27 protein-coding genes are annotated in these 24,444 nt (G+C 38.7%); 15 read left to right on the top strand and 12 right to left on the bottom strand.

The window, feature by feature from the left end:
* Positions 1-21 precede the first annotated feature (21 nt).
* Complete coding sequence (locus tag L3V41_RS13090; protein WP_193988821.1) at positions 22-594, top strand: tRNA-(ms[2]io[6]A)-hydroxylase; 573 nt, start codon at positions 22-24, stop codon at positions 592-594.
* A gap of 166 nt (positions 595-760) precedes the next feature.
* Complete coding sequence (locus L3V41_RS13095; protein WP_237114086.1) at positions 761-1,132, top strand: hypothetical protein; 372 nt, start codon at positions 761-763, stop codon at positions 1,130-1,132.
* Here L3V41_RS13095 and L3V41_RS13100 read toward each other — a convergent pair.
* Positions 1,129-1,827, bottom strand: a complete 699-nt coding sequence (locus L3V41_RS13100) for a metallophosphoesterase (protein ID WP_237127982.1) — start codon at positions 1,825-1,827, stop codon at positions 1,129-1,131. The genes L3V41_RS13095 and L3V41_RS13100 overlap by 4 nt on opposite strands.
* A 297-nt stretch (positions 1,828-2,124) precedes the next feature.
* Between L3V41_RS13100 and L3V41_RS13105 the strand changes: the two genes are divergently transcribed.
* The 8 genes from L3V41_RS13105 (at position 2,125) to L3V41_RS13140 (ending at position 11,129) form a co-directional block, all read left to right on the top strand.
* Positions 2,125-3,702: an ATP-binding cassette domain-containing protein gene (locus L3V41_RS13105; protein WP_237127894.1), complete on the top strand. Its 1,578-nt coding sequence runs from the start codon at positions 2,125-2,127 to the stop codon at positions 3,700-3,702.
* A 178-nt stretch (positions 3,703-3,880) separates the two neighbouring features.
* Positions 3,881-4,249 (top strand): hypothetical protein, encoded by a 369-nt coding sequence (locus tag L3V41_RS13110; protein WP_237127895.1) that lies wholly within the window; start codon positions 3,881-3,883, stop codon positions 4,247-4,249.
* Positions 4,250-4,374: 125 nt separating this feature from the next.
* Positions 4,375-5,076, top strand: coding sequence for a hypothetical protein (locus tag L3V41_RS13115; protein ID WP_237114083.1), 702 nt, complete (start codon positions 4,375-4,377; stop codon positions 5,074-5,076).
* A gap of 519 nt (positions 5,077-5,595) precedes the next feature.
* Positions 5,596-5,991, top strand: a complete 396-nt coding sequence (locus L3V41_RS13120; RefSeq protein WP_062569081.1) for a response regulator — start codon at positions 5,596-5,598, stop codon at positions 5,989-5,991.
* Positions 5,992-5,998: 7 nt separating this feature from the next.
* Positions 5,999-6,892 (top strand): MoxR family ATPase, encoded by an 894-nt coding sequence (locus L3V41_RS13125; protein WP_237127896.1) that lies wholly within the window; start codon positions 5,999-6,001, stop codon positions 6,890-6,892.
* A 3-nt stretch (positions 6,893-6,895) separates the two neighbouring features.
* Positions 6,896-7,855 (top strand): DUF58 domain-containing protein, encoded by a 960-nt coding sequence (locus tag L3V41_RS13130; RefSeq protein ID WP_062569079.1) that lies wholly within the window; start codon positions 6,896-6,898, stop codon positions 7,853-7,855.
* Positions 7,856-7,857: 2 nt separating this feature from the next.
* Complete coding sequence (locus L3V41_RS13135) at positions 7,858-9,798, top strand: DUF3488 and transglutaminase-like domain-containing protein (protein WP_237127897.1); 1,941 nt, start codon at positions 7,858-7,860, stop codon at positions 9,796-9,798.
* 8 nt (positions 9,799-9,806) lie between these two features.
* The gene (locus tag L3V41_RS13140; protein ID WP_062569077.1) at positions 9,807-11,129 is read left to right on the top strand and encodes a Na+/H+ antiporter family protein; all 1,323 of its coding nucleotides are present in this window, start codon (positions 9,807-9,809) and stop codon (positions 11,127-11,129) included.
* Positions 11,130-11,350: 221 nt separating this feature from the next.
* Here L3V41_RS13140 and L3V41_RS13145 read toward each other — a convergent pair whose 3' ends face one another.
* From L3V41_RS13145 to L3V41_RS13155, 3 genes are read right to left on the bottom strand one after another with little or no spacing between them, the layout of a single operon-like run.
* On the bottom strand, positions 11,351-11,785 hold the full coding sequence (locus L3V41_RS13145; protein ID WP_062569076.1) for an acyl-CoA thioesterase: 435 nt from the start codon (positions 11,783-11,785) through the stop codon (positions 11,351-11,353).
* A gap of 5 nt (positions 11,786-11,790) precedes the next feature.
* The gene (locus L3V41_RS13150) at positions 11,791-12,609 is read right to left on the bottom strand and encodes a M23 family metallopeptidase (RefSeq protein WP_193988811.1); all 819 of its coding nucleotides are present in this window, start codon (positions 12,607-12,609) and stop codon (positions 11,791-11,793) included.
* Positions 12,602-13,459 (bottom strand): 6-carboxytetrahydropterin synthase, encoded by an 858-nt coding sequence (locus tag L3V41_RS13155; protein ID WP_193988810.1) that lies wholly within the window; start codon positions 13,457-13,459, stop codon positions 12,602-12,604. Before L3V41_RS13155 ends, L3V41_RS13150 begins: the two co-directional genes overlap by 8 nt.
* Before the next feature lie 207 nt (positions 13,460-13,666).
* Between L3V41_RS13155 and fabA the strand changes: the two genes are divergently transcribed.
* Positions 13,667-14,182, top strand: a complete 516-nt coding sequence (gene fabA / locus L3V41_RS13160; RefSeq protein ID WP_062569073.1) for a bifunctional 3-hydroxydecanoyl-ACP dehydratase/trans-2-decenoyl-ACP isomerase — start codon at positions 13,667-13,669, stop codon at positions 14,180-14,182.
* A gap of 71 nt (positions 14,183-14,253) precedes the next feature.
* Here the strand turns inward: fabA and rmf are convergent, their stop codons facing one another.
* A complete protein-coding gene (rmf, locus tag L3V41_RS13165; RefSeq protein ID WP_062569403.1) occupies positions 14,254-14,424 on the bottom strand; it encodes a ribosome modulation factor in 171 nt (56 codons plus the stop codon).
* A gap of 370 nt (positions 14,425-14,794) precedes the next feature.
* On the opposite strand from rmf, the gene L3V41_RS13170 reads away from it, so the two are divergent.
* From L3V41_RS13170 to gloA, 4 genes are all read left to right on the top strand, one after another.
* Positions 14,795-15,427, top strand: a complete 633-nt coding sequence (locus L3V41_RS13170; RefSeq protein WP_237115223.1) for a TetR/AcrR family transcriptional regulator — start codon at positions 14,795-14,797, stop codon at positions 15,425-15,427.
* A 61-nt stretch (positions 15,428-15,488) separates the two neighbouring features.
* On the top strand, positions 15,489-16,481 hold the full coding sequence (locus L3V41_RS13175; protein ID WP_237127898.1) for an MDR family oxidoreductase: 993 nt from the start codon (positions 15,489-15,491) through the stop codon (positions 16,479-16,481).
* 90 nt (positions 16,482-16,571) lie between these two features.
* Positions 16,572-16,988 (top strand): VF530 family DNA-binding protein, encoded by a 417-nt coding sequence (locus L3V41_RS13180; RefSeq protein WP_062569070.1) that lies wholly within the window; start codon positions 16,572-16,574, stop codon positions 16,986-16,988.
* Between the two features lie 192 nt (positions 16,989-17,180).
* Positions 17,181-17,711 (top strand): lactoylglutathione lyase, encoded by a 531-nt coding sequence (gene gloA, locus L3V41_RS13185; protein ID WP_237127899.1) that lies wholly within the window; start codon positions 17,181-17,183, stop codon positions 17,709-17,711.
* Between the two features lie 75 nt (positions 17,712-17,786).
* Here gloA and L3V41_RS13190 read toward each other — a convergent pair whose 3' ends face one another.
* From L3V41_RS13190 to mmsB, 7 genes are all read right to left on the bottom strand, one after another.
* Complete coding sequence (locus L3V41_RS13190) at positions 17,787-17,999, bottom strand: CPXCG motif-containing cysteine-rich protein (RefSeq protein WP_237127900.1); 213 nt, start codon at positions 17,997-17,999, stop codon at positions 17,787-17,789.
* A gap of 131 nt (positions 18,000-18,130) precedes the next feature.
* Positions 18,131-19,228: a serine hydrolase domain-containing protein gene (locus L3V41_RS13195; RefSeq protein WP_237127901.1), complete on the bottom strand. Its 1,098-nt coding sequence runs from the start codon at positions 19,226-19,228 to the stop codon at positions 18,131-18,133.
* 120 nt (positions 19,229-19,348) lie between these two features.
* The gene (locus L3V41_RS13200) at positions 19,349-19,684 is read right to left on the bottom strand and encodes a hypothetical protein (RefSeq protein WP_237127902.1); all 336 of its coding nucleotides are present in this window, start codon (positions 19,682-19,684) and stop codon (positions 19,349-19,351) included.
* Positions 19,685-19,748: 64 nt separating this feature from the next.
* Positions 19,749-20,546, bottom strand: a complete 798-nt coding sequence (gene sseB / locus L3V41_RS13205; RefSeq protein ID WP_237127903.1) for an enhanced serine sensitivity protein SseB — start codon at positions 20,544-20,546, stop codon at positions 19,749-19,751.
* Between the two features lie 255 nt (positions 20,547-20,801).
* Positions 20,802-22,625, bottom strand: a complete 1,824-nt coding sequence (locus L3V41_RS13210; protein ID WP_062569064.1) for a serine/threonine protein kinase — start codon at positions 22,623-22,625, stop codon at positions 20,802-20,804.
* A 147-nt stretch (positions 22,626-22,772) separates the two neighbouring features.
* The gene (locus L3V41_RS13215; protein WP_130149847.1) at positions 22,773-23,534 is read right to left on the bottom strand and encodes an SDR family oxidoreductase; all 762 of its coding nucleotides are present in this window, start codon (positions 23,532-23,534) and stop codon (positions 22,773-22,775) included.
* A 9-nt stretch (positions 23,535-23,543) separates the two neighbouring features.
* A complete protein-coding gene (gene mmsB / locus L3V41_RS13220) occupies positions 23,544-24,434 on the bottom strand; it encodes a 3-hydroxyisobutyrate dehydrogenase (protein WP_237127904.1) in 891 nt (296 codons plus the stop codon).
* Between the last annotated feature and the right edge of the window lie 10 nt (positions 24,435-24,444).

Below are 24,444 nucleotides of genomic sequence, written 5' to 3' on the forward strand. Positions count from 1 at the left end.
TTAGTTAAGTTGTTCGCTATTATGTTTGAATTAAAATATCACACGCCATTTGAATGGACTGAAGGTGTTCTTGCAGACTTTGATACCTTCTTGCAAGACCATGCCGCAGCTGAAAAAAAAGCTTCGGGTATGGCTATGTCAATGCTATCTCATTATCCAGATCGTCGTAAGCTGGTTAAAGCTATGACTGATTTGGCTTTAGAAGAGATGATTCATTTTAAACAAGTACTTAAGCTTTTAATGGAACGTGATGTTTCATTAGGTAATGATCAAAAAGATCCTTATATTAAGAATATTCGCGCATTATTCAGAAATGGCCGTGATGAGTTTTTAATGGACCGATTATTAGTCGCTGGTGTTATTGAAGCGCGAGGTCATGAACGTTTCTCTTTAGTTGCCGAGGCACTTCCTGCTGGTAAAGAAAAAGATTTTTATGTAGCTATCGCCAAGTCTGAAGAAAAACATAAAAACTTATTTGTTGAACTTGCATATGAATACTTTGACAAAACAGAAGTGGATACAAGATTAGAAGAGATCCTCGTTGCCGAAGCTGAAATATGTAAGAAGATTCCGTTTACAGCTGCACTTCATTAAAAATTCATAACGTATCATTCGGTAACCCTTGATACGTTAAACAACTTTTAAAAACAACAATTAAGTGTTTAGAGAATGCTCAAATCAAGACAAATTAATGAAATAAACAGTTAGTATTCATCTTACTGTCCTATAGTTAAAAGGAACTAACTTTAAGGACAGAAGCATGAAATGGATGATGACTTTCACCACGCTATCATTAATAGGAATAGTAGTTGCTGGTAACACAATTTACTTCGAGGTTGAGCACTTTCGTTCAAATGATACGCCTCGCGAAATAACGCCTAGTATGTATCGCTCACTTATGTGGCATAGTGGTATCTACAATAATGAAGAGTTTTTGCAAGTCGCTAAAAGCTGTTTTAGTGACGGTAAAATCGATACACGAGAATATGCAAAACTGACAAATCTAGCAAAAGAAATCAGTGGGCCAGTTATCTATTTACAAGAAACAAATGAGCAACTTTGGCATGCTCGTCAACAATACAAACAATACCTTGAAGAAAATACAGCCACCAGACTTGCCACTTTAAACTAAATGGAACTGTTCTGGTTAATTAAACGTTCAAGTTCCACAATAGTTGGCTTTCCGCCTAGATAGTTGGTATCTATATGGTAAGTGTTGCCAAGCCAATAGGGGGTTTGAGTCGTGTTATGGCCATGAATTGAAAAACTAATACTGGGATTATCTTCGACTATCCTCTGCTTTACTATTGTTCGTTCCCACAAAAGAGCGGAGACCGCAAGTTGTTTATCATTAGCAGGAACTAACCAATTCCAATTATGCGATACTGTGTGCGATAAACCAATTTTAGCCCCTCGATAATCCAATAAATATGAAAGAGGGCGATTGCGTAAGTAATTGCAAACAAATTCAAGTTCTTCATCACTCGTATCTATATGCCAGCGACCACCATTTTTAACCCATAACGAAAAGTAATCTTTATCGTGTGTAAGCAAAGATTCTAGCAACATATGTTCATGATTACCCAGCGACATGTAAACCCCCAACTCTATAAAGCGTTTGATGAGTTTTACACTATCAGCACCTCTGTCTATAACGTCACCAAGCGAAAATAGCACATCGTGGTTTTTATCAAAATTTACAGATTTAAGCGCTTGCTCAAACTTAGCCAAATCAGCGTCTAAATCGCCAATGACAAATACACGCTTATTAGCATCAAAATGAACTTTAACTTGTATTGGGTTTTGTAAGTGAGCGTCACAATTCACTAAATTCAAAATAGACTCCTTTAATTAGTCAATGAGTTAAGGGTAACATAACTCGTTGCTATTTAATCACTGGCTGGTTATCATTTAACCTCACCTTTAGGAGTAGATGCCAACATGAACAACTAAACCTGTTATCCAATTTCATTCTATCTTTTTGGACCAGCAGGGTTAGTAGGCGTTGCTCACTATCACTTTACATTATGTTACTTCTTGCGTGATCAACCGCTTATACCAATTCGCTTAATTAAATATATTATTGTGAATTGGTATCACTGCCCCTGTCATACAGGAGGCACTATGCCACACCTTCAAGCTTTTAATTTATGTTATCAACATGGCAATGGCGATGTTGTTTTTAACAAACTCTCATTTTCACTCACTGCTAAAGTCACTGCGTTAGTCGGAAGAAACGGCTGTGGTAAATCAATATTAGCGTCGATACTTGCTAAGCAAAGAGAACCTAACTCTGGCACGGTTGTTTGTAATTCAACCCTCGGTTTTTACTGGCAAATGGACGATGTAAAGCAAACGGATGACCAAACAATCGCAGAGGCTATTGGGCTAGAGCACATCTTTAATGCTCATGATGCGATAAGCCAGGGGCAAGTTACAGAGCAAAATCTAACTTTGCTCGAGGGGAATTGGGACTTAGCAGAGCGCTTTAACGCAGAGCTTTTAAGGCTCGATGTTAAAAACAAAGGCCACAACTCATTAAGTAAACATTTAAGCGGTGGCCAGCTTAGCCAATTAAAGCTTTGGGCACTATTTACCTGCATTAAGCCCGACATTTTAATACTGGATGAGCCATCAAACCACTTAGATGCAAAAGGCAAAAGCGGGCTTATAAAGCAAATAAATAGCTTTAAAGGGCAGATATTACTGATAAGTCATGACCGAGAACTGTTAGAAGAAGCGCATGAAGTTTGGGAGCTAACATCCCTTGGTTTAACACAATATTGCACGTGTTTTTCACAATACCATAGTCAAAAGCAGCAGCAAGTTGCTGCCCTTGAAAACAAGTTAAACCACATTGTTAAACAGCAAACTAAACTTAAAGCAGCAGAGCAATTACAAAAGCAAAAAGCACAAAAGCGAGCAAACCAAGGTGCAAAACTTAGAAAGTCTGGCAGCCAACCCAAAAAGTTGATGGATACTAAAAAAGATAAAGCCAGCGCTCATTTATCATCACAAAATAAAAATACCGCTAAACGAGAAGGCATACTGACTAGTAATAAACAAGAGCTTTCTAGCCAGCTTGAACAAACTAAAGCGCAGCAATTTTATTTAGCACAATCAAATAAAGCTAAGCATCATAAAGTACTTAGCCTGGAGGACGTTGTATTATCACACGGCACACAAAAGCCGTTAAATTTTCAGGTGTTCTGTGATGATAAAATTCATTTAGCGGGCGCAAATGGCACTGGTAAATCAACCTTACTTAAAACTCTGACATACGACATACCAGTAAAAGCAGGGCAGTTACATTGCAATCAAGCACTCTATTATTTAGACCAATATTTCACATTAATAAACAACCAACTAACCCTGCTTGAAAACATCATGACTCACTGTAAAAACCTAGATGAGAGCACAGTACGTACTTTACTTGCCAGTATGGGCTTTAGAAAAGACGCGGTTTTTAAACACGCCGCATTTTTAAGTGGCGGCGAAAAAATGAAGCTCGCCATGTGTATCGTCAGTAATATTGAAAGCACTGCATTTTTGTTATTAGATGAACCGGATAATCATCTCGACCTTGAATCAAAACAGCTTTTAGCTCAGTCATTACAGGGTTTTAAAGGTGGGTTTATACTCGTAAGCCATGATAAATACTTTGTAGAAAGCATCGGCTGCTGTAGGCAAATTGTGTTATAAGCTCGATGTGTAAAATTCCCATCGTTATTCATCGAATAACGACTCAGCCCCAATTAACGGGATTCGCCACATATTTAAGGCTAAAACCTAAGTATTACCCGCTTTTAAATGGCACGGTCAATGTAACAACAGTTAACGCTCTAAAATAAATCCAGTTTATAGAATAAGGAAAAATAAAATGAAAGATGAAAAGTACATATCATTAGTGTGTGATTGTCTATTGGCTTTTCAGATGCTTGAAGAGGGTTTAAAAATATCGATAATAGGATCGTATGAAATCATAGCTAAATCAACTCCCGAAGAAATTGATTTTAAGTTTGATTATGGCTCTATTGATGACTTAGCCCTTAAAATGCTGATAAAAAAGTATATTGCAGTAACAAGTAATAATGAGCTAATTCAGGCTTTAAAAAGTAAAGATCTTACAAAGTGGAGAAACTTTTTTGCTCACAATGCCTTTCACCATGAGTTAATGAAACGTAATTCTAAGAGTCAATATACAGAACACTCTTACGAGGATTTAATGTTAGTCCGAAAAAATACATAGATTAAACAATGACTTGACCAAAGAAGTTATAAAGCTTAGGAAAGTGAAAGATTCTATATAAAAGTTAACAGAGACTTCTTTAAGCTCCTAGACATGCTCGATCTAAAAATATTAGGGAATAATATATGAAGAAAAAATGCAATTCGCAAAGTGCATTCGCATTAATAAAATTCTTTACTCATAAGGAGCACTACTTAAGTTTTTTAGCAGGAACAAGTTTGTTCAGGACGCCTCATTATTATCGAACTTGTGAAGATATTGGAAGAGGTGATCGTAATGAATCTTGTGTACTGTTTTGGGAGCAAGGATTAAGCGGAATAAAACCTAAGTTCTTTAACCCAGACGGCACTGAAAATATCAATAAAGCCTTCAAAAGCCTTCTAGTTTATCCTATTCATGAGCAACATGATGCTTGGATGCAATCTTGGTCTATTATAGGTCCGAACAATGATTTCGATGGATCTTTGGAGAAGATGCAGCAAGAATTTGGCTCTTTTTTTGTTATCTTACCTGCTAAAAGGATTGAGGATTATGCACATTTAGTGGAAAAGTCTAGCGGGTTAAAAGTCAGATTTGGTTCTGTTCAATACTCAGAAGATCCAACAAAGCGGTCACTGACAGTAAAAGATTCTAAGTATAGTTATCAAAAAGAGTTCAGGTTCTTTGCTGGAGAGTGCTCTAAAGGAATGTTAGAAGACAAGTTTTTCAAATTACCTAAACTTGGAAAGTTGTTACTTGATGTTCAGAGCTTAGAACTCACTTCACCTAATGGTGTGATTACATATTGTTCTGTAGGGTACAAAGGTATAGTAACAGTGAAACCTTGATGGAATAGTGAAAAAACCGCACAAAGTGTGCGGTTAAGTTTAAGCAGTTTTTTTGTCACCGTATTTTAAAACAATATCCTTGAGGGCTAGTTGATCGCCCATTTTAATTAAGTCATTACCAATTGTTTTGAGGGTTTCACTGGCTTGGACTAAATCATGTAAGTGGGCTATTTGCTGTTCAAGGGATTCAGTCTCAGATTAGTTGTAATGTATCGATTGATGGTCAAAAACAGAAAACACATAAGAAGCGTAGGATACACATTTAAAACGAACGGGGAAACACCGACAATATGACCGAAAATAAAGTATTTAACATAATATAAATTATAGGAAGTTAACTATCTAAGCATAGTTCAACCTATCCGCTGCGCACACTAAGTCCAATACTAGACGGTATCGGACATTTTACTGTTGTTTTATCGTATTATTCATTTTATTAGTGTCTGTTTCTTGAGCTTACTTATCTCATGACTTATATTAAAACTATCAACTTGAGATGTAACGATAAGATGTAACAATATGGAATTTGTGAAGCCGTTGGAACCTATTTTGATAATTGATGATATGCAAGACATCAGAGATTATCTAAACCAAATTTTGACTGGTCTTGGCTTTGAAGATATTTTAGAAAGTCGAGATTTTGAATCAGCTAAAACTGTTATCGAAGAAAAGTCACCGAACGTTATCTTTCTTGATATTGAGCTACCTAATACTGATGGTACGGAAATTCTTGAATACTTAAACGACCACCACCCACATACACATGTTGTTATGTGCTCTGGCCATAACAGTCTTGAGAATGTTCAAAACACCTGGGAACTCGGTGCTAAAGGTTTTATCGCCAAACCATTCAACGCAAAAAAAGTCGACTCTGTTATGAAACGTCTAGAATTGATGGAAACCATAACAAATTAAGTAGTTTATGAATTCGACAATCCAACTCGTTATAGATGACCTATCAACGGTTATTTTCGTTAAGCAACAACAAATAAAACTCGCCTTAACGTGTTTATTTAGTGAAGGCCACCTGTTAATTGAAGATTTACCAGGTATGGGAAAAACCACGTTATCTCATGCACTTGCGGCTGTTCTTGGCTTATCGTATCAGCGAATTCAATTCACCAGCGATTTATTACCCTCTGACATACTTGGTACAAACATCTTTGATGCCAAAGAGCATAGCTTTTCATTTCATCAAGGCCCTGTATTTAGCCAAGTTGTTTTAGGCGATGAAATTAATCGTGCTGGTCCTAAAACGCAAAGTGCACTGTTAGAAGCAATGGAAGAAAAACAAGTGACGGTAGATTCTGTTAAGCACGCCCTACCATCACCATTTTTTGTGATTGCTACTCAAAATCCAGTGCATCAATCAGGCACTTATCCTTTACCTGAGTCGCAATTAGATCGCTTTTTTATGCGTATTAGTTTAGGTTTTCCTGACAAACACGCTGAAAAAAATCTCATTTTAGGGTTAAACAACCGTAACTACGATGACTTGCCCGTTCGTATTAATCCTGGTCAACTTGCTGTTATCCAAAAAGAAATTAATACGGTAACGATAAGTAATGCGGTTGTTGACTATATACTTGAGCTAGTTGCGTTTACTCGCCAAGATAACCACTTTGTAAACCCATTATCACCAAGAGCCAGTATTGCGCTTGCCCGTGCTGCAAAGTCATGGGCGTATATTGAAGGCCGTGATTTTGTGCTGCCTGAAGATGTGCAAGCGGTTTTCCCTAGCGTGACCGATCACAGGCTTGGTTTAAACGCTGGTGATAGCGGGTTTGCACTTAAACATGTGCCAGTAAGCTTATAAAACATGTTTAAGTGCCCTGCTTTTATTGAGCAATTTCGTCAGTCAATTTTTAATAAGTTATTAAAAAGCAAACATAGAACCAACGAAATTGAACTTAAGCATAAAACAATTTATGTATTACCCTCTAAACTTGGCGGGCAGTTTTTACTGATTGCGCTGCTTAATTTTGTGATGGGTATTAACTATCAAAACAACCTAATTTTAGCCATGGCGTATTTAATGGTGGTTGTTTTGGTGTTTACGATACTGACCGGCTATAAAAACGTTAGAGGTTTGTCAGTTAACTACCTATTTGTTAATGAAAGTTATGCGCCAAAAGCCCCTTTCGCGCGTTTTCAAGTTCAAGCTAAATCACACTGTGAACTAGTAAAACTCGTTAATAAAAACGTTGAATCTGAAACTGTGTCACTGCAAAGCAAAGAGACAAAAACAGTTGAAATAGCACTTAAATGTAGCGATCGTGGTGCTTATGACTTTGATAGAATTAAAATTATTAGTCATTTTCCATTTGGTTTAGTATCTGTTTGGAGTTATATAGAGCCAATAAGTACCGTTTTTGTTTACCCACAACCAATTACATCAGAAAAGCTCGATACTCAACTCCATGAAAATGACGAACATGATGGCGATAACGCACAAGTTAAAGCCGGTAATGATGACTTTTATCAGCTTACACCGTTTGTGCAAGGTACAGCACTGAATAAAGTATCGTGGAAACACTACGCTAAAACTCAGCAGCTATTAACGAAAGAGTTTACCAGTGATGCATCACAGGAATTAGCGCTTAATTTCAATATGTTAACTGGCAATAACGAACATCGTTTAAGCCAATTATGCTTTTTGGTAAACCAATTAACCGATCAACACATGGCGTTTTCGTTAACCTTGCCTAATAAACACATTGCAAAAGGCTTAGGGGTTCACCATCAAAGAGCCTGCTTACAAGCTTTGGCGGAGTTTTAATTATGAATACCCCGCTTATAAATACTGTTTTATCACTGCTTTTTATTGTTATCAGTGGTTTTTTGTTTACCGAAGTCCCTACTCTATTTTTAGCCATATTGGCTGGCTTAAGCTTTTTAAACCTGTTTTTAAGTAAGTTTTATAAAAAACTAAATGGATTGGTCGCGAATATTTTGGCTGCAGTTAGCTTAATAGCCTTATTTGTTCTGGTTGGTGTGAGCGATACGGTAAAGTTGTTTGTATCCATGATGCTACTTGCTAGCAGCTTTAAATTGCTACAAGCAAAAACAATTAAACAGTATCAAACCGTTTGTTTACTAGTGTTTTTTAACCTTTCAACTGTGTATTTATTTCATCAAGGGCTGTTCGAAACCTTGATTGTGAGTGTACTCTATATTGTTAACTTCGCAGTACTTGGCTACTTAACCAGTCCGCAAAGCTTTAAGGCCGCTAACAAGCAGAGTTTTAAAACAATATTACTAGCCTTACCCATAGCAGCATTTTTGATTTTGTTTTTACCTAAAATACCAGCATTTTGGCAGCTACCTGGGCCAAAGCTTGCGAAAACTGGCTTATCAGAACAAGTGAACCCCTTTTCGATTGCTAAATTAGCTGAGTCTGATGATTTGGTTTTTCGGGTAGAACAACAGCCAGGGCAAACTTTACACGCCCCCTATTATTGGCGAAGCCTCATTCATGATGAGTTTAATGGCAGTGAATGGTTAATATCGGACATTTTAAAATCTAAACAATTTAACCCTATTCGCCACACCATTAGCCGTAGTAATAGCATTGATTATCATGTTATTGCAGAGCCCTCATCTTCAAATTGGTTATTTGCCCTTGGCTTTGCACAAAGTGCTAATTCAGATGTGCACTCTACTTACAATGGTTTGTTAAAACGCAAAGGTAACTTAAACAAAAACATTAAATATGCGGTAACGAGTAGCCAAGCTTCGCTGAGCCTGAATGCCTTTGAAAAACGTTTATACACCCGCTTACCTAAAATGACTAACCCACAAACGACGGTGCTGGCAAATCAGCTGGCTGCTGAGCATGATAATGCACAAAGTTACTTTAACGCATTACTTAATTACTTTAATCAGCAGCAGTTTGCTTACACATTAACACCAACGCCAATGTATGGTGATAATACGTTAGACCAGTTTGTATTTGATACCAAACGTGGTTTTTGTGGTCATTATGCAAGCACGGCCGCATTTATGTTTCGTGTTGCCGGTTACCCTGCCCGAGTTGTGTCGGGTTATTTAGGGGGCGAACAAACTAAAGCCACTACGCTCAACATTTATCAATATGATGCGCATGCGTGGGTTGAAGTGTTCTTCGATGAAAAGTGGCACATATTTGATGCTACCGCTGTTGTTGCCCCGGAGCGTTTAAATGGTTCGTTATCACAGCTTGGTGATTTAAATGAAAGTTTTAACAACAATCTTAATTTTGGTTTAAAGCGCTGGAGCCATTTTAAAGCAATAAACTGGCTGCGTATTCAGCTTGAAGAGCTCGACTATAAATGGACTAACTGGGTGCTTACGTTTGACCAAGCATCGCAGCAAAGTTTATTTGATTCACTGTTTGGTAATAATTCAGCATGGCTAACGCCATTAGTTGTGTTAGGTACTTTATTACTGAGCTTTACAGGCTATTTTTTATATAGCAAGCGCCCAGTACAAAGTAGTGAACCATTGGTTGATGACATTACTTGGCTTTATCAGTGGGCTAAAAAGCAAGGTGTCTCACCTGTTTCTACCAACACACCACTACAAAATATTGCTTTGTTCAAACAGCAAAAGCCCGCAGTGAAGCCTTTTTTAAACGAATTTGAGCAAATAATCATCGAAGTACGCTATCAACAACAATCATATACTCAAAATCGCAAAAACCGTGTGCGAGTTCTGTTAAACTCTCTCAAAACAGCCAAATAGAGAACAATATGAATGCAGTAATTGTCGGCGTTATGTTGATGCTGGTTTTAACGCTTTGTCGAATTAATGTCATTGTCGCGATGACAGTGAGTGCTATTGTTGCGGGTCTGACCGCTGGTCTTGGTTTAACTGAAACTGTTAATGCATTCAATGATGGCTTATCGGGCGGTGCTGAAATAGCGCTTAGCTATGCGATGTTAGGTGCGTTTGCGGTTGCTATTTCTAAGTCGGGTTTAACACGTATTTTAGCGTCTAAGTTACTTAAGCAAGTAAACGAGAATAGTCATAAAGGCGAAACTACGCTTAGTTACCTTATTTTAAGTATTATTTTACTCTGTGCGATTTCATCGCAAAATTTAATACCTGTCCATATAGCCTTTATCCCAATACTTATTCCGCCATTGCTGATTGTGTTTAACAAGTTGCGCCTTGATAGACGTGCAATAGCATGTATTTTAACCTTCGGATTAGCCACTTCTTATATGGTGTTACCTTATGGTTTTGGTGGGATTTACTTATATTCCATTTTGCACAAAAACCTCACTGAAAATGGCTTAGATATCGTTAATACTCAAGTCCCCATGGCAATGATAATTCCAGCCATCGGGATGTTATTTGGTTTATTGGTTGCGGTATTTATTAGCTATCGAAAGCGCCGTAGTTATGAGTCTCATAGCTTAACAGAGCCACAACAAGAGGTGCTCATAGAACAGCCTAAAAAGGTACTGGTAGTTGGCATTACCGCTGTACTTTGCTCTTTAGTGGCGCAAAATATCAGTGGCTCAATGATCTTAGGCGGCCTCGTTGGAGTGGCCATATTTACCTTGCTTGGTGTTGTAAAGCTTGAGCAAAACGGCGATGTATTTAGTAAAGGCATCGCGATGATGGCGATGATTGGCTTTATTATGATCTCAGCACAAGGCTTTGCTTCAGTGATGAAAGCAACGGGTGATGTAACTTCGTTAGTCAGCTCTGCAGCGGCTATGATTGAAGGTAACAAACCCCTTGCAGCCGCATTGATTTTATTGGTTGGACTCTTAATAACCATGGGTATTGGTAGCTCGTTTTCAACAGTGCCAATTATAGCCACCCTATTTGTACCACTTTGCATGGAACTTAATTTTTCGGTAATGGCAACGGCGGCACTGGTTGGTACAGCGGGCGCTTTAGGTGATGCTGGCTCCCCTGCTTCTGACTCAACACTTGGACCAACATCTGGCCTAAATGCAGATGGTCAACATGACCATATTTGGGATTCAGTGGTACCTACTTTTATCCACTTTAATATTCCGCTACTAATTGCTGGCTGGGTTGCGGCAATGGTGTTGTAAATAGATAAACAGTGTAGCTTCTTTTTATGGGGCTACACTAAACTATTCTCAATAATAAAAAGAAAGAACTCCCTCATATATCTATCCCTTGTACACACCCTCTTAAATTATTTTTATAGTTGCTAAAGTTAACTTTAAAAAAATAAAGTATGATGTGTTCTTTTTATCTAATAAATTAAGCACCCGAAGGTACTTAATTTATTTATAACTTATAGTAAGTATTATTCGAAGCCGTTGATCATCTTATCGCAAACTACCGGAGTTGGTCTGTGGTTATCATCAACAGCTACAAACGTGAAGCTACCTGAAATAGCTAAATGCTTGTCATCTTTATGCATTCTTTCTAAAAAGATTTCTACGTCTACTTTAAGACTGGTATTGCCAACGTGAACAACTTTTGAAATTAGCTCGGCGAATGTACCTGCTGGAATAGCCTCTTTAAAATCAACACGATCAGACGAAATCGTTACAAGTGGCTTACGACAAAAACGGGTTGCTGCAATAAAGGCGACTTCATCCATCCAAGCTAACGCGTCCCCACCAAATAGTGTGTTATGGTGATTTGTACGGCCTGGGAAAACTGTTTTCGTTACTGACGTTGTTGAGTCAATAATACGCTGTGCAATAATAGCATCACGATCGATTTGTTGTGTCATAGTCTCTACTTTTCATTAGCTAATGTGTCTTGCATCATTAGCGCAGGGTCAAGGCGTTCGTTTTTCCAATTAAAACGCCAGTCTAAATGAGGGCCGGTAACTCGGCCTGTTGCGCCGATCTCAGCAATTTTGTCACCACGCGTAATTTCATCCCCTACTTTTACATCTAATTTGCTTAAATGAATGTAGGTAGAGGTAACACCATGGCCATGGTCAAGAATTAACGTGCCGCCAGAGTAATATAAATCTGCATCAGCAAACACCACCGTACCACTTACTGGTGCATACACTGGGCTGCCTGTTTTATTGGCAATGTCTAACCCAAAATGTGGGCGGCGAGGCTCACCGTTAAAGTAACGCTGGCTACCATAAACACCTGAAATACGCCCTGTGGCTGGCTTATAAACAGGATCTAAAAAGTAACGTAAGTCAGAATTTACTTGCCTAGCTTTACGAACAGCAACGGCTTCACGGCTAATACGTTCAGACACTTCTTTAGGTGGCGAAACATATTTTTTTGCAACACCGGTGATTTTATCGATTTTATAATCACGCTTGGTGATTACAATTGCTTTCTCGTGCTTCACACCAGCACTATCAACCCAAGAAAGAGTATGGTTTGTCTTAGCATCACGGCCAAAACCAAAAACAAATTCACCACTTGTTGAAAGCTTAAGTTGCTCGCCATTGAAACTAACACTTTTAGCGCCTTCAATTTGGCCAGTTACTAAACCGCCTTGAGTTAAATGTCCTTTTAATTCAACAGCACTGGCAGTTAAAGAAAACAATCCTGCAAACGCTGCTATTAGTAATCCTTTACGCATAACTTATAGACCCCTTGCCCACTCCTTCATAAGCGGTAATTTTTACTTCAGAGTCAGGGTACTGGCTTTTCACTTGTGAGCTTAGATAATCGGCAATGCATTCAACCGTGGTATCGCAAGGTAAAATGTCACAACGTGATTTATCAATCGCCATTTCAAAATAGCCTTGTTGTGATGTATAGGCAAAACACACATCGTTATCTAGTGCAGTTACATGCTTAAGGTCAGATTTATTGATTTCATCTTCTGCTGTCGCTAAGTAAATATCTTGCCATTTATCTGCCCATTCTTTTTGTAAGCGAGGCATCGCCATACCATCAAGGCTAATTCCAATTTGTGAGCGATGACCATGAATAATACGCTGGCAATTACCATCGTGCTTTTTGAGACCGTGGCTGTAATGATAGTAAAAGCTTTGGCTATGTTCTGGCTTTAAACTAATTTCGATTTTTTCGATATTATTAGGAAGCTTGGGCATTATCGTTTTAATTAAAAACTCAGTCACTGAGTTTTCATCAATAATATCTGCATCTATAGGACAAAAGGCTTGATTTGGTGCACTCATTGCTAAGTGATAATTATCACCGAAGTGACAATCTAGCACGCTGTGCTCTGCATGCTGTGTTAGTGAACCATTTAATTTTGCTGGTACAGCAAGTTTATGGTCAATACATTCATCAATAATGCCTTTAATTTGCTTTTTAACTAAACCAAAATCCAACACCATCGACTCATCATTCAACTGACCATGTAGAGTTAAATCCACAATCCAGCTCTCGCCAACTGCGCCGCGTTTATTACACAAGTAAGAAAAATCAATCACTGTTAGTGAGTTTACAAAAAGGATCATAAATTTCCTTTAGACTGGTTAAAGAATCACAGCAATTATAATGATTTTTACTTCACAATGCGCGGTTTTATCTCCCTTTATCTGTAACAGTTTAATTAAGTGGTCATAAAACAAGCTGAAAATATAAATTATTTAACTGCTCCGAGTTGTTTAGCGTACAAGTGTACGCTAAAGTACAGGGCAATTTCTAAGCGACGAATAAGAGTTATGGAACCTAAAAACAGCTATACAAAAGAAGAACTAATCCTTTGCGGTCAAGGTGAAATGTTTGGTGAAGGCAACTGCCGCCTACCTAGCGACAACATGCTAATGATGGATCGCATCGTTTCAATTACTGAAGATGGCGGCGAGCACGGTAAAGGCCAGATCGTTGCCGAGTTAGATATTAACCCTGATCTTTGGTTCTTTGACTGCCACTTTAAAGGTGACCCTGTTATGCCTGGTTGTCTAGGCCTTGATGCAATGTGGCAATTAGTTGGTTTCTTCCTTGGTTGGTCTGGTGGTCCTGGACTTGGCCGTGCACTCGGTGTAGGTGAAGTTAAATTCACAGGTCAGATCCTGCCAACAGCAAAAAAAGTTACTTATCGTTTAGACATGAAACGTGTTATCAAACGTAAATTATTCATGGGTATGGCTGATGGTACTGTAGAAGTAGATGGCCGCGTAATCTATGAAGCGAAAGATCTTAAGGTAGGTCTTTTCCAAGATACAACTGCATTCTAATTTTTACTTGTTTGCAGATACAAAAAAGCCCCTGCATGGGGCTTTTTTGCGTAAATTAACAGGTGCCTATATTAAGTTTTAAACATATTGCGGTTTTCAATTGCTTCGCGCCAGCCGCCTAACCATTCAGATTTAGGGTCGATTTGTTGATAAGGGCATTGATCTTTGGAACGGCCTGCCAAGCCTGCTTTATAACCTTGAGAATGAGCTCTTTCTAAACGATCTCTTTTCTGTCTCTTCATAGGTAATATCCTCACCTTTTATATTTATAGATATGTAGCGAAATTGACATCTACATTTAATGAATAGTTAATAAAACTGTTAAATTCAAATAGCAAAAAGCAATTAAATAAATTGACAATAACTAACATGCTGATGCTCAACTGAATTAACATTTTAAATGACTAAGTGGTCGTACCTCTCATCTAAAACCACCTATAAATACACTTAAATTAGGCTAAAAATTTTTATCTTTTTTAGCTTCATAATTGTGACCTAAGCCGTTTCGGCAAAGTTCCCATTTAAATTGTAATCATGACAAATTTATGATGATTACAATTTATGCAATTAATTACTTGCACATTAAAGACCAATCGGTCTAATATAGTATTCATGCAAACAAATAACTCTGTGCCAAGCCGTCGCGGCAGGCCACCTAAAATAGCGCGTTCAAATGCAGATACTCGCGCCTTATTAATTAATACGGGTTTAGCTGTATTAACCGAAAAAGGCTTTAGCGCAACCGGCATTGATTTAATTTTAAAATCAGCCCAAGTACCTAAAGGCTCTTTTTATCATTACTTCAAAAGTAAAAATGATTTTGGCTTAGCACTTATAGATGCTTACGACAGCTATTTTCAAGCAAAGTTAAAACGCCATCTAACTGATGAAAAAATAAACCCGCTTGAAAGAGTTGTACTGTTTGCTAACGACGCCAAACAAGGCATGGCAAAATTTGAGTTTAATCGTGGCTGCTTAATTGGCAATTTAAATCAAGAACTCAGTTACCTTGATGAGCCAATGATTGACCGTATTAAACAGGCTTACACCAGCTGGCAAGCTTTAATTGAGCAGTGCTTAGTTGACGCAAAGCAGCAAAAGCAAATACCTCAATCATCAGATTGTAAAATGCTAGCTGAGTTCTTCTGGATCGGCTGGGAAGGCGCTGTAATGCGCTCTAAACTTGATAAATCAAGTGAACCACTTACCCTTTATACAGCACAATTTTTACGCTTAATTTTATAAAGCCGTTTTAATACGGTTTTATTTCAACCATTAAAAGACGATCGGTCTAAAAGGAGTCAACATGACAACATCAGTAAAATCGGTAGTTATCAACAAAGATGATCAAGGCTACCGTGCCCAGTACACAGATTTCCCTGTAGAGAGCATCCACCAGCACGATGTAAATATTGATGTTGACTACAGTACGTTAAATTACAAAGATGCTTTAGCGATTACAGGTAAAGGTCCTGTGGTAAGAACATTTCCTATGATCCCAGGCATTGACCTTGCAGGCACAGTGACAGAGTCTAAGAGCGATGAATTTAAAATTGGTGATAAAGTCCTGTTAAATGGCTTTGGTGTTGGGGAAAAATACTTAGGTGGTCTAAGTTCAAAAGCGTCTATGAACAGTGACTGGCTTATCCCCCTACCCGCTAATTTAACACCAAAACAGGCAATGCAAATTGGTACAGCAGGTTATACCGCAATGCTCAGTATTATCGCCTTAGAAAAACAAGGTATCACACCACAAAGCGGCGAAATACTTGTCACCGGTGCTAATGGTGGTGTAGGTAGTTTTGCTATCTACTTATTAAATAAACTTGGCTTTGATGTAGTTGCAACAACGGGTCGAATGAATGAAGCAGAGCACCTAAAAAAACTAGGCGCAAAACGCATTTTATCTCGCGATGAATTCTCCAAACCTGGTAAACCACTCGCAAAAGAGCAATTTGCTGGCGCGATTGATTCTGTAGGTAGCCACACCCTTGCCAATGTGTGTGCATCGATTAAATACGGTGGTGTTGTAACAGCCTGTGGATTAGCACAAGGTATGGACTTTCCGGCAACGGTAGCGCCCTTTATCCTTCGTGGCATTAGTCTAATGGGAATAGACAGTGTAATGCGCCCTAAAGCCGACCGAATTGAAGCATGGCAACGTTTAAGTGAGTTAGTAGAAGCTGAGTACCTCGATGCTATTTCACAAGAAATTCCACTTTCTGATGCCGTTGCCAATGCCGAAGCCCTATTAAAAGGTGAAATTCGCGGCCGTGTAGTGGTTAATTGTAAAGAATAGGCGCGAATATAAACATTCTTTGCAAGTTAGCTATAAAACTAGGGTAAAGGCAATTATACTTACCCTAGTTTTGTAATACCGGACAGCCTAATGAGTAATAAAGAAATTTTCAGCAATAACCCACTGCAAGGTGTTGGTATCGAGCAAGTTGTGATAGAGCTTGTCGAACAATATGGCTGGGAATTACTCCACGCCTATATGCGTTTGAACTGCTTTAAGAATAACCCAGATGTTAAATCAGCGGTTAAGTTTTTACGTAAAACCCAATGGGCACAAGAAAAAGTCGAGAATTTTTATTTGTATCGTCTTAAAAACTTACCACGCCCTGACGATGTAAACTACGAATTACCACCTCGCGATCGTGTGATCCCTGCTGATCAAAAACCAGGTGAACCGTGTGAGCTTAGCTTTACTGATGCAAAACGCATTCATGAGAAAAAAGAAGCGAAGCAAAAAGCCCGTGCGCGTAAGCAGCGATCAAATGCGAGTAACCCTTGGGGTAATTGATCGACAAAAGCTGTAAGTTTTAAGCTATAAGTTGAAATGAGCCGCCTGTTGGGCGGTTTTTTTATGTGAGTTAGTAAGTTAAGAATTGAAGTGCTATCTAAACACGTCAATAATATTTGTTATTAATTTAAGGGCAACCTGATTATGTTAGACTGATTACATCATCAATAATTTGAGTTAAAAAGGATGTGTATGGCTAACTACAACGAGTCACCAGAACAAATCGCAAATGCAACGCAAGGTTATGTAATGCAACAAACAATGTTGCGGATTAAAGATCCAAAGCCTTCATTAGACTTCTACCAAAACGTTTTAGGCATGAAGTTATTGGGTAAATATGACTTCCCTAAAATGGAGTTTACGCTGTACTTTTTAGGCTATGAGCAAGACATACCAACAGGCACCGATAAGGAAAAAGCACAGTGGGTGTTTCGTCGCCCTGCTCTTATCGAGCTTACACATAATTGGGGCACAGAAAACGACGAGAGCTTTGCTGGGTACCATAGTGGTAATGATGAACCAAAAGGCTTTGGTCATATCGGTATTAGCGTGCCAGACGTTTACGCAGCATGCGAGCGCTTTGCAAAATACGATGTTGAGTTTGTAAAAAAGCCTGACGATGGCTCTATGAAAGGCCTAGCCTTTATTAAAGACCCAGATGGTTATTGGATAGAAATACTCTCAGCTGAAGGGATCACTGAGATAATTGAAGATCACAAATAAGAAAACCTTATATTAAAACCTGCCATCTAGCAGGTTTTAATATTTAATGAATTAGAAATCTTAGTATTTCATTTTTTAATAGTTAGAAAAGCCACAACTTTCATCATCGCTTGATACAGTAACGGAAAGTTCTTCATCACTGTTTTCAAAAACTAAAAAATTTATTGGCTTACAACAAACTTGGCAATCTTCGATGTATTGTTGATTTAAGTCTGCGGGGTCAAGTAAAACATCTATATGTTCTCCACAATATGGACATACAATCGTTTTTTCAGTTAATTGATTCATCAGTACGACTCCCTAAAATTGAGTTCTATACTAAGTAGATTGTTCTTACCTCTATGCTTTTCAACATAACCACCTTATTAAATATCAAAAATACCTATTAAGTAAGCTTAGTTGCCATAAACTACTCACTTTTAAGGCTTGCGCAGTTTAGATAAAATAAGACTATCAATATCATTACTAACGCCTCCTATGCTGCTATTGGTAAGTATGACGTAGCCTCTATTTTGGTCTGTAATCGACCGTATTAAGGCTATCCAACCTTGGTTGAATCCAGCGAACCCTAAACTTTTATTTTCTGAATCGACAACATAACTCATACTCCAGCGCCCCCCCGTGTTTGCTACAGGTGTAATCATTTCTGTAATTAGAGCTTGTGATATAAGACGGTAGCCATTGTATTTATTTTCCTTATTTTTAAGCACGGCTAAATTAAATCGTGCTAAATCAATAGCAGTTGTTTGTAAACCCGCAGCAGCTTGCTCAGCAAAGTAGATCATGGATGTTTTCTTGGCATTTTCATCATACGGTGTTGCTGACTTACTCATAACAGCAGGTGTTACATTAAATGTTGAGTTATTCATTCCGAGCGGCTCAAGTACATTTTTCTGCATATAGTCTTCAAAACTTAAACCCGATACATCTTCTATGAGTAACTGAACAATAGAGTACCCACCCCCTGAGTATGACCATTTTGTATTTGGTGTATGTATTAATTTTACATCGCCTGCACCATTATTCTTGCCATTTAATGAATCAACGATCGAAGGAACATCAGTCGGTGAGCCCCAGCCAAAATAAGGGCCGAGAGACAAGCCAGATGTATGCGACAGAACATTTCTTAACGTTACATTTTCTGTTCCAAACTCAGACTTAGGTATCTTCCAGCGTTTTAAATAATTATTTATTGGTTTATCAAGTTCAACTTTACCTTGCTCAACCAACTGCATAACCCCCCACGAAGTTACTACTTTTGATATTGAGCCCACATTAAACATGGTATTCTCTGTAATCGCTTTTTGACTTTCAATATCAGCAAAGCCATAAGAAAGAAATCCGGTAACCTCTTCGCCTTGAACAAAGGCAATGGCCACACCTGGGCCTTTATGCTTATCTAAAATCTTTGGTACAGCCTGATCAAGCTCGGCTTTAAGTTCTGAGAAATAAGTCGCGTCAGCTGCTTGAGCATTACTAATAACGAAAAAAACAATAAAAAATAATAATTTATTCATAACATCCCTTTAAAAAGCTAAATATCGTAAGTACACGCTTCTAAAGTAAGAATCTCTTTAATAAAAAACACCCTACTATTAATTATTTAAGTAAATTCCTATTAATATTTACAGCAATTTCTAATAACCTTGGTTTTTTGTTAGCCTCATGCCATCAACAACCATTACCCATTGGTCATCAACCAAGTGTGGTGCTTCTGTTACATCGAAATTAGTGGTTAAAAAAGCCACACCTACTACAAAGTCATCTCCTCTAAACTCTTTTAACGGCGCGTTTATGGATGTTGACCCTCCATCCTGAACCCTCTCATATACCACTGTTCCATCTTGGAGGATAAGCAAATACATTTCTTTGCTTTCCCACTCACCTACGTAAGATAACTTATCCGCTGGCAAAGGCTTGCTACAAGAAGTCAGAGTAAGCACAGCTAAAACAAGTAAAATAAGCTTTTTCATAATCCCTCACGATTAACTAAACATCACATTGTGCAATAACTAAGTAATTAAATACCAAAGAGTTTTATGCATTGCCTGAGCCAAGCGTAGAACAAAGTTTCGTTCCCCATCTTTTCTCATAAAAGGGCTTAATTTGAGTAAGCAAAAACTCACTCAAACCAGAGTCATTTTCTTTGATTTGATAAAAATCTATTGATTCACCTTTAGGTAATGTATCTATGGCGACAGAGCCTGCTTCTGTTATCACTTTTTTAGCGTCACCATCTGTTTCAATGCCAATTATTAAATGCGGCTTTTCATCAACGGATTTATCGTGCATTAAAGCAAGGTAGGCGCTATTCACATTTCTATGCTTTGCGAATAACTGAGTTAAAGAGTCAATCATTTTATGAGGATAATTAGCGGGCTCTCCCAGTAGGACTTTTGTTTCTTCCTCAACAACTCTTTGTACTGGAGACTGACTAATACCTGTGGTTAATAGGTGAGCCACTTCCTGTGGTAAAAACTCTTTACCATACTTTGACTTAGGATTGAGGAATAATGTAGCTCCTTGTGTCATTTCAAATAAAGAGCGGGCTGGCAGCATCAAATACGACTGTTCAGTATCAATGGATTTCTGAAGCACTTCTAAAGACGAAAAAAACGGGATTACAGATAAGCCATCGGCTCTTTGCCAGTGTTGTATTTGAATATGACTACCAGCTTCAAGATTGTTATGCCCATAAGCTTCTACTTGTTCTGTAGCACCCAGTAAAAACACGTTTGAATTAAGTAAGGTTTCACAAAATTGTGGCCGATGAGCAGGTTCATCTGCCGCAAGCCTTAATAGTTCTTCTAGTTTATTTTCTTCGATTATTTCCACAACTCTTCCTTAAGCTGGATTTCACCTAAAATGGCAGGTTGAAGCGAGTAATGCTTAGCTTTTTTATTTAGCTAATTTCAAAATTTTTTGAAATTAGCTGCTTGCATTAAACCACGATTATCGCGCGTGTACAAAAAGTGACAATATTTTACTTACTAAAAAACAATCTATCTCTAAAAATAAATGCTTGTTCTATATTTTTATTTTGGAAAGTTATATTTTCTAACCGTTTACAATGAGTCTTAATTAAAGAACTCATTCCATCAAAATTCTTTTTGGATCTCGTGGATAAAACTCATCGGCTTGTTTAGCACATAAATCAAATTCACGGGTATTTTTGTAAGGTAGTTTCATAAAGCCAGCTACACCTACATCAGTTATACTTACCGCATATTGCATCAACTTACTTAGCAAACGTTTAAATTCAGGCTCTTTACTGGCATCTAATAGTCGATAGTAGTGGTGTATCTTCATCCTATCTGGCAACGCTTCAAAAATGATACACCCCGTATGGTGTATTTGGTTTAGCTCAAATACGCACTTTATAACCTTTTTTGGGAGCTGCAATTGCTCATCAGGATCTTTACCATCTTCAAAGTAAGAATGTGGTCTGGTTACATCTGAAGCTTGTACATCCATCACTTCATAATCAAGTTCAGGTAAATGTTCAAATTTAAATGCGCCAGTGCCATCCCGTTCTAGCTGAATGGTCTTACGGGCATCAAATAAGCAACATTTAAATAGACCTTTTTGTTCAATCCCTTGGGCAAGCATGACGGTGTTGTTAATCGCATCTGTAAAGGCAGTGCCGAGTGTTTCATCATGCAGAATCAGCGATGATTCAACAAACAGTGAGTTTTCTTTCCAGTGAAAACTCAGACCCCCTACTACTGGGTACTTTGCTAGCCGGCTAATCGAGGCTAAAAATGCTTTTTCGGTGTCGCCGGTATCAAATAAAAATTCTTTGTAGTACCTATCGAGCTGGGCATCGTTTACATCAAGTAATTGTTGATTATGGTCGGCTTGTCGTAAAAATTGCTTTCGCGAGCTATAAACCACTGTATCTGGGTGCTCATCAAACTCACTAAACCAATAAGGAATATAAGGGCGAATTAGTTTACGGGGCAGCTCAGGTAAGTAAGCTTTGGCCATTGTAGGCATGTTACGCATAAAATAATCACCCGCACTATCGCGAGTGGCCTTATTTTTTGAAAGCATACCGTCAATAACTCGTGCAAGCTCCATAGGTAAATTTAGGCTTGTAGCCGGAATAACCGCAGCACCAAATCGGCAAGATTGGGCAGAGGCCAGTGCATAAAGAGTTGAGGCGACACCTTGCTCATCAAATCGTGGCGAGGACTGTCCACCTGACATTTGCTCATCACCAATAAAATACACATCACCCATGCGTGCATTCGTGGTGCTTATATCAGCAGACATAAGATCCATAAAATTGCTGGCAACCGGATTCCCTTCAGCGTCTATTTGCGCATAAACAGAGCTGCCCCAGTCTACCAACGACAATTTATTAGTTTGTTCATCATAAACAATGTTAGAAGGTTTAATATCACCATGTACAATCGGTTGCGGGCTGATGCCGTTTTTGTGTTCGCGTAAGTCAATAAGAACATTGCGAAGCTTAAGCGCCAGCGCCATGATTTTCGCTGCGCTAAAACGCCCCTGTTTGATGGAGATTTTTTCTAAGTCTTCACCTAGGGCGCGCTCCATCATTAAAATGCCTTGCTTTTTAATGCGCTCAAAAGCATAAAATTTTGGCACGAGCGGGTTATGCACTTGCGAGAGCATGTAGGCTTCGTCTTCTAAACGGTCACGTACACTCTGCGCAAGGGTTATGCGTGAAAACTTAAAGACCCAAGGCATACCTTCGTCATCAATACCCGCAAATACAAAGCCAAATGCACCAGAACCAATCAATTCAACATCGCTGTAACCAAGCAAGGTTAGCTGTTTAATACAAATGTTAAGCCATTGGCGGTGCTTTTTAGCATCATGGTGAGACAGCAAATAAACAGACTGTTCTTCATTGATATAAAAATTGCGGATTTGTTTGGAATTCACTGCATCTCTCAAGGTAGAAAACGACTTTAATTATTGAATGTAGGAAAGTTAATTACAAGGGCTGAGTTAAATTAAGGTTTGTTGCGACTTAAAGCAAAAAAACGGCAAGCAAAGCTTACCGTTTTGGGACTCAATGGGTAGTTGAAATTAAAGTCTTATACCACCGTCAATTTCTACAACACGACCGGTAAAGAAGTCGTTTTCTACAATGTACTGTGCTGTTTGGGCAATTTCTTGTGCTTCACCAAAACGACCCACTGGCGTTACCGCCATCATGCGTTGTTTTGCTTCTGGTTTCATTGCATCTGTCATCGCAGTGCGGATAACACCTGGTGCGATTGCACCAACACGGATACCAAAGCGACCTAATTCTTTCGCCCAACCCGTTGTCATCGCCACAACACCGGCTTTAGACGCTGCATAGTTAGTTTGGCCAATGTTACCAGCACGGGCAACACTCGACATATTAACGATAACGCCGCCTTTACCAGACTCAATCATATGGCTTGCAGCTTCACGACCGGCTAAGAATACACCGGTTAGGTTAACATCAATTACAGATTGAAACTGAGCCAACGACATTTTATCAACCACTTTGCCTTCTTTTGCTTTGATAAACATACCATCGCGTAAGATACCTGCGTTATTAATTAACACACCAATATGACCAAAGTCTTTGTTAATCGTGTTAAACGTTGCTACCACAGCGTCTTCATCGGTCACATTAGCAGCATACGCCATCACTTTTGTGCCATGTTTAGCAAGCGCTGATACTGCAGTATCAAGTACGTCTTGTTGCATATCGATAAGGGCGATGTTCGCGCCAAGCGATGCAAATTTTTCGGCCATCGCAAAGCCTAAACCTTGCGCACCACCAGTAATTACAATGTTGTTGTTTTTAATTTCCACAACAAACTCCTACTTCGAGAATAATTTAAAAATAGCGCTAAAATCATCACTACCTGCACCTTGATGCTGAAGCATAGTGTATAGATTCTTCGCCATTGACCCCATTGGGGTAGATGAATTACTTTGTTGAGCCGCTTCCATAGCAAGGCCTAAATCTTTAGCCATTAAATCAACCATGAAGCCAGGTTTATAATCATTACTTGCTGGCGCCGTTTCCATTACACCAGGGCATGGGTTGTAAAGCTCAAGTGTCCAGTTACGACCAGAGCTGGCAGTCATTATGTCGCTTAACACTTTTGGATCAAGCCCATTGTTAATACCCATTTGCAGGGCTTCACTGGTACCAGCCATTAAAATGCTCAGTAGCATGTTGTTACAGATTTTTGCCACTTGGCCAGCGCCAATATCACCAGCATGGAAGATGTTTTTACCCATATCAACTAAAGCAAGCTTAGCTTTTTCAAAATGGCTTTGCTCACCACCCACGATAAAGGTTAAAGTACCCGCTGTTGCACCTGCAACACCACCTGATACCGGTGCATCAACAAAATCAATGCCTTTTTGAGCAAGTTCGCGACCCACTTGACGCGCTGATTCTGCATCAATGGTTGAGCAGTCAATGACTAGGGTTTTGCTATCAAGTAAGTTGATAAGACCCGTTTCACCTAAGTAAAGCGACTTAACATGCTTACTTGCTGGTAGCATACTGATAAAAATATCTGCACCAATGGCACACTCAGCTGCGTCATTTGCAGCAACCGCACCTTTATCGGCAAGTTCACTGACTGCTGTTTTATTTAAGTCAAACACACGAACTGTGTGACCCGCATTAACAAGGTTTGCCGCCATCGGGCCACCCATGTTGCCTAAACCAATAAATCCTATTGTTAATTTAGCCATTTGTTTACCC

It is taken from the genome of Pseudoalteromonas sp. L21 (assembly GCF_021728035.1).
Lineage (GTDB): Bacteria > Pseudomonadota > Gammaproteobacteria > Enterobacterales > Alteromonadaceae > Pseudoalteromonas > Pseudoalteromonas arabiensis.

Bases quoted from the DNA above. Each gene is read 5' to 3' on its own strand.
- L3V41_RS13150 (WP_193988811.1), bottom strand. From the start codon at position 12,609: ATGCGTAAAGGATTACTAATAGCAGCGTTTGCAGGATTGTTTTCTTTA.
- mmsB (WP_237127904.1), bottom strand. From the start codon at position 24,434: ATGGCTAAATTAACAATAGGATTTATTGGTTTAGGCAACATGGGTGGC.
- L3V41_RS13120 (WP_062569081.1), top strand. From the start codon at position 5,596: ATGGAATTTGTGAAGCCGTTGGAACCTATTTTGATAATTGATGATATG.
- L3V41_RS13155 (WP_193988810.1), bottom strand. From the start codon at position 13,459: ATGATCCTTTTTGTAAACTCACTAACAGTGATTGATTTTTCTTACTTG.
- L3V41_RS13140 (WP_062569077.1), top strand. From the start codon at position 9,807: ATGAATGCAGTAATTGTCGGCGTTATGTTGATGCTGGTTTTAACGCTT.
- L3V41_RS13090 (WP_193988821.1), top strand. From the start codon at position 22: ATGTTTGAATTAAAATATCACACGCCATTTGAATGGACTGAAGGTGTT.
- L3V41_RS13115 (WP_237114083.1), top strand. From the start codon at position 4,375: ATGAAGAAAAAATGCAATTCGCAAAGTGCATTCGCATTAATAAAATTC.
- L3V41_RS13130 (WP_062569079.1), top strand. From the start codon at position 6,896: ATGTTTAAGTGCCCTGCTTTTATTGAGCAATTTCGTCAGTCAATTTTT.
- L3V41_RS13125 (WP_237127896.1), top strand. From the start codon at position 5,999: ATGAATTCGACAATCCAACTCGTTATAGATGACCTATCAACGGTTATT.
- L3V41_RS13170 (WP_237115223.1), top strand. From the start codon at position 14,795: ATGCAAACAAATAACTCTGTGCCAAGCCGTCGCGGCAGGCCACCTAAA.
- rmf (WP_062569403.1), bottom strand. From the start codon at position 14,424: ATGAAGAGACAGAAAAGAGATCGTTTAGAAAGAGCTCATTCTCAAGGT.
- L3V41_RS13135 (WP_237127897.1), top strand. From the start codon at position 7,858: ATGAATACCCCGCTTATAAATACTGTTTTATCACTGCTTTTTATTGTT.
- L3V41_RS13195 (WP_237127901.1), bottom strand. From the start codon at position 19,228: ATGAATAAATTATTATTTTTTATTGTTTTTTTCGTTATTAGTAATGCT.
- L3V41_RS13200 (WP_237127902.1), bottom strand. From the start codon at position 19,684: ATGAAAAAGCTTATTTTACTTGTTTTAGCTGTGCTTACTCTGACTTCT.
- L3V41_RS13175 (WP_237127898.1), top strand. From the start codon at position 15,489: ATGACAACATCAGTAAAATCGGTAGTTATCAACAAAGATGATCAAGGC.
- L3V41_RS13095 (WP_237114086.1), top strand. From the start codon at position 761: ATGAAATGGATGATGACTTTCACCACGCTATCATTAATAGGAATAGTA.
- L3V41_RS13110 (WP_237127895.1), top strand. From the start codon at position 3,881: ATGAAAGATGAAAAGTACATATCATTAGTGTGTGATTGTCTATTGGCT.
- L3V41_RS13105 (WP_237127894.1), top strand. From the start codon at position 2,125: ATGCCACACCTTCAAGCTTTTAATTTATGTTATCAACATGGCAATGGC.
- L3V41_RS13180 (WP_062569070.1), top strand. From the start codon at position 16,572: ATGAGTAATAAAGAAATTTTCAGCAATAACCCACTGCAAGGTGTTGGT.
- L3V41_RS13145 (WP_062569076.1), bottom strand. From the start codon at position 11,785: ATGACACAACAAATCGATCGTGATGCTATTATTGCACAGCGTATTATT.
- gloA (WP_237127899.1), top strand. From the start codon at position 17,181: ATGGCTAACTACAACGAGTCACCAGAACAAATCGCAAATGCAACGCAA.
- fabA (WP_062569073.1), top strand. From the start codon at position 13,667: ATGGAACCTAAAAACAGCTATACAAAAGAAGAACTAATCCTTTGCGGT.
- L3V41_RS13190 (WP_237127900.1), bottom strand. From the start codon at position 17,999: ATGAATCAATTAACTGAAAAAACGATTGTATGTCCATATTGTGGAGAA.